This is a genomic window from Ornithinimicrobium sp. (genome assembly GCF_051004135.1).
Lineage (GTDB): Bacteria > Actinomycetota > Actinomycetes > Actinomycetales > Dermatophilaceae > Ornithinicoccus.
Window position 1 is genome coordinate 1 of record NZ_JBPCKQ010000083.1, and the last position, 11,350, is coordinate 11,350.

General features: G+C 72.2%; 14 protein-coding genes and 1 pseudogene. 5 read left to right on the forward strand and 10 right to left on the reverse strand.

The features are described from left to right. A pseudogene (locus tag ACR2FV_RS04805) lies at positions 1–211 on the forward strand (hypothetical protein); the annotation flags it as partial. An 18-nt stretch (positions 212–229) separates the two neighbouring features. Here the strand turns inward: ACR2FV_RS04805 and ACR2FV_RS04810 are convergent. Then, complete coding sequence (locus ACR2FV_RS04810; protein WP_434014564.1) at positions 230–547, reverse strand: hypothetical protein; 318 nt, start codon at positions 545–547, stop codon at positions 230–232. Between the two features lie 91 nt (positions 548–638). Here ACR2FV_RS04810 and ACR2FV_RS04815 point away from each other — a divergent pair, with 91 nt between their 5' ends. From ACR2FV_RS04815 to ACR2FV_RS04830, 4 genes are all read left to right on the forward strand, one after another. Continuing rightward, positions 639–1,331 (forward strand): SDR family NAD(P)-dependent oxidoreductase, encoded by a 693-nt coding sequence (locus tag ACR2FV_RS04815; protein ID WP_434014565.1) that lies wholly within the window; start codon positions 639–641, stop codon positions 1,329–1,331. Between the two features lie 93 nt (positions 1,332–1,424). After that, a complete protein-coding gene (locus ACR2FV_RS04820) occupies positions 1,425–1,631 on the forward strand; it encodes a DUF2945 domain-containing protein (protein WP_434014566.1) in 207 nt (68 codons plus the stop codon). A gap of 73 nt (positions 1,632–1,704) precedes the next feature. Continuing rightward, entirely contained in the window at positions 1,705–1,983 is a 279-nt protein-coding gene (locus ACR2FV_RS04825) for a DUF3072 domain-containing protein (RefSeq protein WP_434014567.1), read from the forward strand. 130 nt (positions 1,984–2,113) lie between these two features. Then, on the forward strand, positions 2,114–2,377 hold the full coding sequence (locus ACR2FV_RS04830; protein WP_434014568.1) for a GlsB/YeaQ/YmgE family stress response membrane protein: 264 nt from the start codon (positions 2,114–2,116) through the stop codon (positions 2,375–2,377). Between the two features lie 84 nt (positions 2,378–2,461). Here ACR2FV_RS04830 and cobT read toward each other — a convergent pair whose 3' ends face one another. From cobT to ACR2FV_RS04875, 9 genes are read right to left on the reverse strand one after another with little or no spacing between them, the layout of a single operon-like run. Then, the gene (gene cobT, locus ACR2FV_RS04835; protein ID WP_434014569.1) at positions 2,462–3,499 is read right to left on the reverse strand and encodes a nicotinate-nucleotide--dimethylbenzimidazole phosphoribosyltransferase; all 1,038 of its coding nucleotides are present in this window, start codon (positions 3,497–3,499) and stop codon (positions 2,462–2,464) included. Next, positions 3,496–4,407 carry a CobD/CbiB family cobalamin biosynthesis protein gene (locus ACR2FV_RS04840; protein WP_434014570.1) on the reverse strand — a complete coding sequence of 304 codons (912 nt, stop codon included), beginning with the start codon at positions 4,405–4,407 and terminating at the stop codon, positions 3,496–3,498. The genes cobT and ACR2FV_RS04840 overlap by 4 nt, the downstream gene beginning before the upstream one ends. Next, positions 4,404–4,991: a bifunctional adenosylcobinamide kinase/adenosylcobinamide-phosphate guanylyltransferase gene (locus tag ACR2FV_RS04845; RefSeq protein WP_434014571.1), complete on the reverse strand. Its 588-nt coding sequence runs from the start codon at positions 4,989–4,991 to the stop codon at positions 4,404–4,406. The genes ACR2FV_RS04840 and ACR2FV_RS04845 overlap by 4 nt, the downstream gene beginning before the upstream one ends. Then, positions 4,985–5,731 (reverse strand): adenosylcobinamide amidohydrolase, encoded by a 747-nt coding sequence (locus tag ACR2FV_RS04850; protein ID WP_434014572.1) that lies wholly within the window; start codon positions 5,729–5,731, stop codon positions 4,985–4,987. The genes ACR2FV_RS04845 and ACR2FV_RS04850 overlap by 7 nt, the downstream gene beginning before the upstream one ends. Further along, entirely contained in the window at positions 5,725–7,389 is a 1,665-nt protein-coding gene (locus tag ACR2FV_RS04855; protein ID WP_434014573.1) for a cobyric acid synthase, read from the reverse strand. Before ACR2FV_RS04855 ends, ACR2FV_RS04850 begins: the two co-directional genes overlap by 7 nt. After that, positions 7,386–8,066 (reverse strand): cob(I)yrinic acid a,c-diamide adenosyltransferase, encoded by a 681-nt coding sequence (gene cobO / locus ACR2FV_RS04860; RefSeq protein ID WP_434014574.1) that lies wholly within the window; start codon positions 8,064–8,066, stop codon positions 7,386–7,388. The genes ACR2FV_RS04855 and cobO overlap by 4 nt, the downstream gene beginning before the upstream one ends. Then, positions 8,063–8,884, reverse strand: a complete 822-nt coding sequence (locus ACR2FV_RS04865) for an ABC transporter ATP-binding protein (RefSeq protein WP_434014575.1) — start codon at positions 8,882–8,884, stop codon at positions 8,063–8,065. The genes cobO and ACR2FV_RS04865 overlap by 4 nt, the downstream gene beginning before the upstream one ends. 29 nt (positions 8,885–8,913) lie before the next feature. Beyond that, positions 8,914–10,014 (reverse strand): FecCD family ABC transporter permease, encoded by a 1,101-nt coding sequence (locus ACR2FV_RS04870; RefSeq protein WP_434014576.1) that lies wholly within the window; start codon positions 10,012–10,014, stop codon positions 8,914–8,916. A gap of 54 nt (positions 10,015–10,068) precedes the next feature. Continuing rightward, positions 10,069–11,076: an ABC transporter substrate-binding protein gene (locus tag ACR2FV_RS04875; protein WP_434014577.1), complete on the reverse strand. Its 1,008-nt coding sequence runs from the start codon at positions 11,074–11,076 to the stop codon at positions 10,069–10,071. Positions 11,077–11,350 lie beyond the last annotated feature (274 nt).

The following is an 11,350-nucleotide window of genomic DNA, read 5'->3' on the forward strand; positions in this document are numbered from 1 at the left end:
CCTGTCCACCCGCACCGGCATGGACCAATGGCTCGAAGCCATCGACGACGACGAAGACGCCTGGCGCTACGGCCACGAACGCCCGCTGACCCTGTTCCACCACACCGACGGACGCCGCCGCCCCGGACCCCCACCCGGACAACCCGACCCCGACGAGCTCATCAACCCCACCCCCCCACCACCACCGGCCCACGACCCCCCACCCTTCTGATCTGCCCGCTGCGTCAGCTCAGCGTCGTCGGTCGGACACCAAATGCACGACTCCCGTGGTGAAGGCAGCGGCACCGAGCACAGAAGGCCACGCACCAACCTTCTTGGCCAGAGGGTGCGAGGCGACGAGACTTGCGACGTAGAGCGAGCCCAGCACCGCTGCGGTGAGGGCACCGTCCCGGACAGCCCAGGTGCGCACCGCATACGCCCCGGCCAGCCCCGACACCACCCCGCCGAGCGGTCGGCTGCCGGACTCCCGTGCGAGGAGATAGCCACCGACGAGGCCGAGGGACGCGACCGGCGCGGTGGCCACATCTGAGCCGAGTGACACGGGCATGCCCGCAAGCCTACGCCGAGCGGGTCGTCCTGCCCCGGGGCCGGCACGGGGCATCCGCCGGTGATCATCGAGCCGCGTCTAGAGTGACGTCATGCCTGGTCACACACTTGATGGATCCGTCGTCGCCGTCGTCGGGGCCAGCGGCGTGCTGGGCGCGCTCATCGCCCGCGCTCTGGACGAACGCGGCGCGAGGGTCATGCTGATGGGCCGTGACGAGCAGCGTCTGCGCGACGCGGGCATCGCCGACGCACCCGTCGTCGTCGCCGATCTGACCGACGCCACTGCGGGTGAGACCTTGGTCGATGCCGCTCGCGAGGCCTACGGCCGCCTCGACGGGGTGGTCAACGCCGCCGGTGTGGTGGCCTTCGGCAGCCTCACCGACACAGAGGATGCGGTCATCGAGGAGCTGTTCATGACCAACGTGATCGGTCCGCTGTGGCTGCTGCGTCGGGTTGCGCCCATGCTGGCGGACAGCAGCGGATTCGTGGTCAACGTGTCCGCTGTCGTGGCCGGCCAGCCGATGCCCGGCATGGCCGCCTACAGCGCCAGCAAGGCGGCGCTGAGTGCCGCCGACCGGGCTCTGGTCCGAGAGCTGCGCCGGTCCAAGATTTCGGTCATCGACGTGCGACCGCCGCACACCGAGACCGGCCTGGTCACCAGGTCGCTGTCGGGGCAGCCGCCGAAGCTGCCCGAGGGCCTGAAACCCCAAGTCGTCGCCGACCGAGTCGTCCGCGCCATCGAGGAGGGACAACCCGAGGTCGGTGCCGACGAGTTCGACGCCTGAGGCCACGCCGACAGACGCTCGGACGAGCGAGCTCCGCGCGACCCAGGCGCGATCCGACGCGCGCCACCGCGGGTGCGGACCTACCGTGAGGGGATGGCATTCAGCAAGGGCGACAAGGTCTCCTGGAACACCTCGCAGGGCACCACGCACGGCACGGTCCAGGAGAAGCGGACCGAGGACTTCGAGTTCAAGGGTCAGCAGTTCCGACCTGCCGAGGACGACCCCTACTACATCGTCGAGTCGGACAAGACAAGCTCCGGGGCGGCCCACAAGGAGTCAGCCCTGAGCCGCCGGGAATGAGCGAACGGATCGGACCGAGTGTCCGGGAGCCCCCGCCCGGCGCTTGTCGGTGCCTTCGTCTACCGTTCAAGTCATGAGCGATCAGCAGCAGGACCACGACCAGGAGATGCTCGGGGCGCCCACTCCGGAGACCGCGAGCGACTCTGCCACCGACGTGCAGCGCGACCCTGACGACTGGGTGACCGGTGACGAGCCGATCACCCAGGCCCAGCGCAGCTACCTCGACACCCTGGCCCGGGAGGCCGGCGAGCAGCTGCCCGCCGACATGACCAAGGCGGAGGCGTCCCAACACATCGACCGACTGCAGGGGGCCAGTCCTCGCGTCGAAGACAAGGGTTCCGCATCGTCCTGACGGCAACACCGCCCTGAGGGCAGCACCCTCCTAACGGTGGCACCGGGGCCAGCAGGCCGGTGGGTCGGCGCTGACGTAGGGTCTTCCCTGTCTCGGCCACCTCGAGCCACACCACTTAAGGAGTTCACCCATGGCCATCATCGGCTTCCTCGTCTTCGGCCTCTTCGTCGGCGCCGTCGCCCGGCTGATCAAGCCAGGCAAGCAGAACCTCAGCATCCTGATGACCCTGCTGCTCGGCGTCGTCGGCTCCCTCATCGGTGGCGTCGTGGCCAACGCGCTCGGCACCGGCAACGTGTGGGAGCTCAACTGGCTGGGCGCGATCGTCGCGATCATCGCCGCCTTCCTGCTTATCGGCGTGGCCGAGGGGGCCAGCGGAAGCCGCAAGCGCACCTGAGCTCAAGCCCCACGACGAGGTATACCGTCCCGTCGCACCCTTGATCACGTCCCGCCGCACCCTTGATCACGCTCGGGGCGGGACCTACGCCGGCCCCGCCGGCAGGTCGGCCATTCCCTCCAGGGCCGCCGCCGCCGCTCGGACCAGCGGAAACGCCAGGGTCGCGCCGGTGCCCTCCCCCAGTCGCAGCCGCAGGTCCAGCAGCGGCTCCAGGCCCAGGTGCCGCAAGGCGAGAGCAGCGCCGGGCTCACTCGAGCGGTGCCCGGCAATCGCATGAGCGGCAGTTCCCGGTGAGAGCGTGTCGGCGACGCAGAGCGCCGCGCAGGCGATCACCCCGTCGACAATGAACGGGACGCGCTGCGCCGCGGAGGTGACGTAGCAGCCGGCCAGCGCCGCGATCTCCAACCCACCGAGCGCAGCCAGCCGCTGCAGGGGCTGGTCCACGCGTGAGGACCGTCGCAGCGCCGAAGCGACCAGTCCCCGCTTGTGCGTCAAGCCCGCTGCCGGCACCCCTGCGCCGTCTCCAGTGACGGCCTCGGCGGAGGCGCCCGTCACCGAGGCGATCAGCGCTCCGGCCGACGTGCTGTTGCCGATGCCCATCTCGCCTCCGATCAGGCTGTCGACGCCCTCGGCGATGCACTCCCCGGCCAGCTGCCTGCCCACGTCGAGGGCGGCCCGGGCCTCCTCGATGCTCATGGCGTCCGTCCGGGCGATGCTTGCCGTGCCGTCGCGCACCCGCTCATCCCGCACCCCCGGCACCGCCCCCCGCGGCCCCGCGACGCCGACGTCGACGACGGTCATGCTCGCTCCGATCACGCCGGCGAAGGCGTTGATCGCCGCCCCCTGCTGCGTCATCGAGGCGATCATCGCCCCGGTCACCTCGGCGGGCCACGCGCTGGCACCGTCGGCGACCACCCCGTGATCGCCGGCGAAGACCACGATCCGCGGCCGGCCCGGCACCGATGGGGGGCATCGCCCGGTCACCCCGGCAAGATGGACGCCGAGGTCCTCCAGACGCCCCAACGAGCCAAGGGGCTTGGCTCGCGTGGCCCAGCGCTGCCGCGCCCGGTGCATCGCCGCGGCGTCCAGCGCCGGCGCAGCGGCAAACGGTGAGTCAGTCATCGAGCGCTCCTTGAATGTCCGAGCCACCACAGCGCCAGCAGCAGGATGAGGGCGGCGCGCTCCACGTCGTCGGTCAGCCGCATCGTCGCCGCGATGTCCTGGGGCTCGGGGCGTGGCCCGTCGCCGAGCCGCGGGCGATCCTGCTCAATCGGTCCGTAGCGCAGCGGCCCGCCCAGCTCGACCCGCAACGCAGCAGCCACCGCCGTCTCGGCCACCCCGGCATTGGGCGAGGGGTGGGCGCGGGCGTCCCGCCGCACCAGCACCGCGATCCGGTATGCCGAGTGCGGCCGCACGAGCGCCACCAAAGCGGCGAAGATGCGGGCCGGCACCCACCCGGCCGCGTCGTCGAGCCGTGCCGATGCCCAGCCGAAGCGGCCGTACCGGGAACCCCGGTGCCCCACCATGGCGTCCATCGTGTTGGCCGCTCGGTAGGCAGCCGCCCCCGGTGCACCCAGCAGCAGGCCCCAGACGATGGGGCCCAGCACGGCATCGACCGTGTTCTCGGCCAGGGACTCGATCACCGCTGCGGACACACCCGAGGCGTCCAGCGTGCTCGGGTCCCGCCCCACGAGCGACGGCAGAGCGGCCTTGGCCTGCTCCAGGTCACTGACCAGCAGGTGCGACTCCACCACGGCGGCGACCCGGCGCAGCTCGCGCCCGGCCACGCAGACGGCGACAGTCAGTGCCGTCGAGCGCACCGACGCGGCGGCGAAGACACCCAGTGCCACACCAGACACGGCATACGCGACACCGGGGCCGCGCCTATCGGCATACACCACCGACTCCCACCGCGTCATGACCCTGCCGAACCAAGCCACCGGATGCAGCGACGCCGGCGGCTCACCGAGGAGCCGGTCGAGCAGCAGCCCTGCCGCGACGCCGAGTGCGGGCCGAGGGACCCGGCTCATCGGCCCGTCTCGCCGAGAGTATGCGGATCCGGCGGGCCGGAAGGGCGGCGCTGAGAGGGCGGGGGGCGCTGGGAGGGCGGGCCGAGCTCCAGCGTGCGCCCGGCCACGACCAGCAGCGCGCGGTCGGCGATCGCCGCCACCCGTTGGTTGAGCACACCGAGCGCGTCGACGTAGCGCCGCCCGAGCGCCGTGGGTGGGTGGACGGCGAGGCCGACCTCCTCGGAGACCAGCAGCGTGGGCCGGGTGCGCGCGCGTAGGACCGAAAGCAGGGGGGTGGGGTCCACCTCGAAGTCAGGGTGCCGCGCCAGCCACGAGCCGAGGGAGTCCACCAGCACGACCCCGTCCAGGCCCCGGAGGTGGTCGACCAGGTCGTCGGCCTGTGCGCACTCGGCCGTGGCCCAGCTCGGCGGCCGGCGCGCCTGGTGCGCGGCGACCCGCCGCACGTGGTCCTGGTCGTGCGGGTCCACCACGGCCGTCGCGACGTAGGTCACGACCGCCCCGAGGTCTGCAGCCGTCTGCGCAGCCAGCTGCTCGGCCAGCGCGGACTTGCCCGACCGGGTGCCGCCCAGCACCAGGGTCAGCACGAGCCCACCGCCAGGCCGGCCCGCACCGCGTCGTGCACGCCGAGGGCGAGCCGGGACCCCCAGGGGGAGCGGGGCCCGGCGAAGGGCTCGAGGTCACCGCGACCGGGGCACAGCACCACCACGGCGTCGCTGGCCGTCCCGGTGCCCGGAACCCCCGCCTCCAGCAACGCCTGCGCCTTGGCCTCCGTCGCGGTCATCACCGCGTTGACCATCGCCCCCGGGTGCAGGGCCACCGGCAGCTGCACCACGAGGTTGATGGTGCCCGGCGTCCAGGGCGACCAGCCACCCGAGGCGTCGGCTGCCCAGGTCGGCTTGGTCACCCCCACCGTCGCCGAGACCGCGACCCCGTCGCGCTCGACGTGCTGCACCTGGCTCACGTCGGCCGCGGTGAACAGCGCGATCCCTTGACAGGTCCTGATCTGTCCGCCAGCTCCCGGGCCGCTCCTGCTCTGCCCGCCTGCTCCCCGCCCGACTCCGCCATCGAGCAGTCCGAGTCCGCGGACGATCTCCCCGGCGTGCTCCACCAGGTCCGTGCGCGCGTAGTCCAGCGGCACACCCACGTTGACCAGCCACTGCGCGTGGTTCCACCCACCCCCGACCGGCGCCGAGGACAACGCGCTCCAGGAGGGGTCGAGCCGCCACCACAGGACCCCCCGGTGCTCGCCCTCCGGCGGCGCGAGGTTGGGAGCCCGCTCGGACCTCGGTCCGGCCGTCCCCGAGGTCGTCTGCCGGGTCACCATCCGGGTCGCTCGTCGGGCGCTGCGGCGGTGGCTGCGAGCGCGCTCAGCCGCTCCAGGTCGACATGCCCCTCGAGCCAGTCGGCGAGGTGCTCGACATGGTCCTGCAGCGCGTCGGCATACCCACGGGCGGTGGGCGTGAAGCAACGCGCACGGGTTGCGGCGACCTCGCCCAGCAGTGCGGCACGGAAGCCATCGGCGTCGAGGACCCCGTGCAGGCTGGTGCCGCGCACCCGACCGTCCGGGCTGCTCTGCCCCTCCTGGCCGCTACCCCCCTCCGGACCTGGACCAGCCGGGCCGGGCCCGCAGTCATCCGGGCCGGGCCCTCCCTGGTCCAGCTGCAGCCACGGCCGCTGTCCACCGTCGGGCCGGCCCCAGCGGATCTGGTAGCCCGTCACCGGATGCTCGGTCCCCTCCGGTCCAACGGACGACCCCGTGCTCCGCGTGACCACCTTGGGCGCCCGGAAGGTCGTCGTCACCGGCAGCAGGCCGAGCCCGGCGACCGCGCCCTGCCCGGACTCCAGGTCGTCGTGGATCCACTCCCCCAGCATCTGGTAGCCCGCGCACAGGCCGAGCACCGAAGCCCGGGTATGCCGCAGCGCCCGGTCCAGACCACGCTCGCGCAACCAGGTCAGACCGGCCACGGTTGCCCGGCTGCCGGGGATCACGACCAGGTCGGCGTCCTCCAGACCACCCGGACCACTCACCCAGCGCAGCTCGACGTCAGGCTCCAGCACGAGCGGGTCGAGGTCCGCGGGGTTGGCCAGGTGCGGGAGCCGGATCACGGCCACCCGCACCGGTCGGGGCGACCCTGCGTGGCCGGCCGACGTGGTCGCCGGCAGGTCCAGGGAGTCCTCCACGCCCAGCATCGGGTGTTCGCTCAGATGCGGAAGGACCCCCAGCACCGGCACCCCGTCGCGGCGGGTCAGCTCGGCGATGCCGTCAGCGAGCAGGGTGGGGTCCCCGCGGAACTGGTTGAACACGATGCCCACGACCTGACGCCGCAACCGCTGCGGCAACAGGTCCAGCGTGCCGTGCGCGGCCGCGAAGGCTCCACCCCGGTCGATGTCGACGACCAACAGTGCGGGTATGCCGGCCGCTGCGGCCAGCGGCAGGTTGACCAGGTCGCGCGGCAGCAGGTTGATCTCGGCTGCCCCGCCGGCTCCCTCTGCGACGACCCAGTCGTGCTCGTGGCGCAACCCAGTCAGCGCGTCGAGCACCACCCCGCGCAGCTCGCGCGCGGTGTCGCCGTAGCTGCGCGCGTCGGTGGTGGCGGCCTCGTCACCCAGGACCACGAGGTGGCTCGAGCCTCCGCGGGTGGGCTTGAGCAGCACGGGGTTCATCCGGCGGTCGGTCTCGACGCCGGCCGCGAGCGCCTGGAGCGCCTGGGCCCGCCCGATCTCCCCGCCGTCGGGGGTGACGGCCGAATGGTTGGACATGTTCTGAGCCTTGAACGGCGCCACCGACCGGCCCTGCCGGGACCAGGCGCGGCACAGCGCGGCAGCGACCGTCGACTTCCCGGCACCACTGGTGGCCCCGACGACCAACAGGGCTCCGCCGACCCTCCCTGACGACCCGGCCGACCCGGTCGACCCGGTCGACCCGGCCAGGCTCAGGGCGGCGTCGTCAGGGTGAGCATCCGGTCGTCGCGCGCCGCTCAATAGTCGATGCCCTTGCGCGCCCGGATGCCCTGGTCGAAGGCGTGCTTGACCTTGACCATCTCGGTCACCGTGTCGGCCACGTCGATGACCTCCTGGGCCATCTCGCGTCCGGTGAGGATCACGGTGGTGTCCTGGGGCCGGTCGCTCAGCGTCGCCGCGACCTCGGCCGGGTCGATCCAGCCCCACGACATCGGATAGCTGACCTCGTCGAGCACGATCAGCCGGTGCGCCCCGGCACGGATCAGCTCCTGGGAGAAGACCCAGGCCGCAACCGCCTTGGCGCGGCTCTCGTCCAGGTCCGCGGAGTCCCAGCTGAAGCCGTCGCCGGCGGAGAACCACTCAACGCCCAGGCCACGGCACACCTTCTCCTCGCCCGTATGCCAGGTGCCGCTCTTGAGGAACTGCACGACAGCACTGGGCCAGTCCCGGGCCACGGCTCGCACGAGGGTCCCGAACGCCGCGGTCGACTTGCCCTTGCCGTGCCCGGTGTTGACCAGCACGAGCGAGGACGCGGAGCGCAGCGCACGCCGGTCGTAGGGGCGCTTGGTGCGCGGCGCGTCGTGCTCGCGCTGCGCTCGGCTGTCGGGGGCAGGGCTGTCGGGGGTAGGGCTGTCGGGGTCCGAGCCGTCGACGTGGATGCTCGCCACTGGGTCCCCGGGGGATGGCGTGCTGGTCACGACACCTGCTTCCGGTGCGTGGTGGAGGCGCCGCGCGAGCGAGGTGCGGGCAGCACGACGCGCTCACCGTCGATGACGCGCACCGTCAGCGGCGTGGCGTAGACCCGCGACAGCAGCTCGGGGTCCAGCACGACCTGCGGAGTGCCGACGGCCACGACCCCGCCCTGGTCCAGCAGCATCAGCCGGTCGGCGAACCGGGCGGCGGTGGTCAGATCGTGCATCGCGGCGACCACCCCCAGGCCGTCGTCGTGACGCAGGTCGTCGACCAGGTCGAGCACCTCCACCTGGTGGCCGAGGTCGAGGGCACTGGTGGGCTCGTCCAAGAGCATGATCGGGGCTCGTTGGGCCAAGGCGCGGGCGACCACGACGCGCTGCGACTCACCGCCGGACAGCGCTCGCACCGGGCGATCCGCGAAGTGCTCCAGATCCAGTCTGCGCAGCACCTCGACCGCGATCACACGGTCGGACCGGGACTCCCGTTCCAACCAGCGCAGGTGCGCGGTGCGCCCGATCAGGATGTACTCGATGACCGACATCCCCTCGGGCAGCAGCGGTGTCTGGGGCATCAGCGACACATCCGTGGCGGTGGGCTTGCTCCCGTTGGCCAGCGAGACCCTGCCCCGGTGGTCGGTGAGCCCGGCCAGGGTGCGCAACAGCGTCGACTTGCCGGCCCCGTTGGGTCCGATCACGCCGAGCCACTCTCCGGAGCGCAGCTCGAGATCGACGCCGTTCAGGACCGCTGTCCCTGCATAGGTGACGGCCAGCCCCGTCGCCCGCAGAGTCACCCGGCGCCCCGATGAGTCGATGGAACCAGGCACCTGTGGCACCACGGCGGCGGACGACATACTCAGATCCCCGCCTTGCGGCCACGGCGCAGCACGAACGCGAAGAACGGTGCCCCGACCAGGGCCGTGATGACGCCCACCGGCAGCTCCGAGGGCGCGACCACGGTGCGGGCCCCCACGTCGACCGCGGCCAGGAAGGCCCCGCCGACCAGGGCGGACAGCGGCAGGATCACGCGGTAGCTGTGGCTGGTCAGCATCCGCACGACGTGTGGGACGACCAGCCCGACGAAGGCGATCAACCCGCTGACCGACACGGCGGCCGCGGTCAACAGGGTGGCCGCCGTGATCACGACCAGCCGGGAGCGGGTGGGGTTCAGACCCAGGGCACGGGCCTCGTCGTCGCCGACGCGCAGCACGTCCAAGTGCCGACGGTGCAGCAACAGCACCCCACCGCACAGCACGACGTAGGGGCCCAGGATGAGCACCTGGTCCCAGCCGCTGGTGGCCAGTCGCCCGAACAGCCAGGACAGCACCTCGCGGGCCCGGGTCTCGTCGAGCTTCTGCAGCGCATAGGTCTGGGCAGCGGAGAACAGCGCGGCCATCGCCACCCCACTGAGCAGCAGCGTCGCCGGCGAGCCGAACGCTCCGCGCGCCACCGACGCCGAGGCCAGCACCGCCACCAAGGCACCGAGGAAGGCCGCGGCCGGCACGGCACCGAACGGACCCCAGCCCAGGTCGAGCCCGAAGCCCAGCGCGAGCACCGCACCGAAGCCTGCCCCGGCCGAGACTCCGAGCAGGTAGGGATCGGCCAGCGGGTTGCGGAAGACCCCCTGGAAGGCGGCCCCGGCCATCCCGAGTGCCGCACCGACGAGCATGCCCAGGACCATCCGGGGCAGCCGGATCTGCCACAGGATCGCCTGCTGCTGGGTCGTCAACGCGGAGTCCAGGCGCAACAGCGGCAGTGCGTCGAGCAGGGTGGTGACGACTCCGCCGATCGGCAGCCCGGCCGCCCCGGTGGTGGCGCTGAACAGTCCGACCGCCACCAGCATGACCAGAGCACCGGCCAGGGCCGACCCGGACAGGCTGAACGCGCGGGCGGCCGCGCGCTGCACCGGGTCGTCGGCATCGTCCCGGTGCGGGGAGCGAGCGGTGGTGGTCAGCATCTGTGGTGTCCGTCGGTTGTCAGTCGGTCGGGTATGCGGTGAGTCGCTCTGCGGTCAGCCGGCCGGGACGGCGGCGGTGCTCAGCGCCTGCGCCGCAGCGTCGATGAACTGCGGCATCCGCGGCCCCCAGCGCGAGGCGATGTCGGCGTCGACGGTGACGATGTTGCCCTCCCGGACCGCGGTGATGTCCTGCCACCCCGGCCGGTCTGCGACGTCCTGCTCCGTGTAGTCCACCTGGTCGGTGATCACGATGACCTCCGGGTCGGCGGCGATGATCGCCTCCTCCGTCAGCTGCGGGAAGCCGGTCTGGTCGGCGTCGGCCTCGTCGGCGATGTTGGTGGCACCCAGCGCCTCGTAGACCGAGCCGACGAACCCGTAGGAGCTGGCCGAGAAGTAGGTGTCGTCCAGCTCGTGGTAGACCCGGACCGGGGCCTCGGGAGCCTTGGCCAGCGCCGCGTCCACCTCATCGCGGATCGTCGCCACGGTCTGCGCGGTCTGATCCACATGCCCGGTGAGCACCCCGAGGTCGGCGATCCCGGCATACCCACCCTCGATGTCGGCCGGAGCGGCGTTGACGTAGACCGGGATGTCCAGCTCGCCCAGGGAGGCCACGAGGTCGTTGGCATCGTTGGCGACCACGACCAGGTCCGGCTCGTAGCCGGTGATGGCCTCCACGTTGGGGTCGAAGCCGGACAGGTCGGTGACCGGCGTCCCCTCGGGGTAGGTCGAGTAGCTGTCGACGGCGACGACCTGGTCGCCGGCGCCGATGGCGTAGAGGATCTCGGTGGCCGAAGGCGACAGCGACACGATCTGCTGCGGTGCCTCGTCCAGGGTGATGGCGCCGGCCGAGGACTCCACGGTGACGGGGAAGTCCTGCGCTGCGCCCGTGGCGTCGGTGTCGGTGTCGGTCGCCGACCCGCCGTCCGCAGGGGCGGAGGTGTCGGCACCCGCGGACGAGGGTGTGTCGCCGCCCTCTCCGGAGGACTCGGTGGATTCGGTCGTGCAGCCGGCGAGCACGAGCAGCAGCGCCGCAGAGGCACTGATCAGGCGGATGGGGGGCATGGTGGTCCTCCTGTCGGTCGAGGAGAGATTGCTCGAACGACAGGGGCTGCCGATTCGAACCGACCCTGGTCCTCGAGGGTGTGTGGTTCGCGACCAGGAAGTTCGACCGGACTCCTCCGCCACCTCAGCATGCGCGAGGGGCGGCTCAACCGTTGCGGGACAGTGCCGGGCTCTCACCGGACTTCGTCTTCGTGGCGCGCTCGCAGCATACGCCCGCGCGGGGTATGCCGTCAGCCGGCCGGCTGGGGGCCGGCTCCCACGGTGCCGTCGTTGA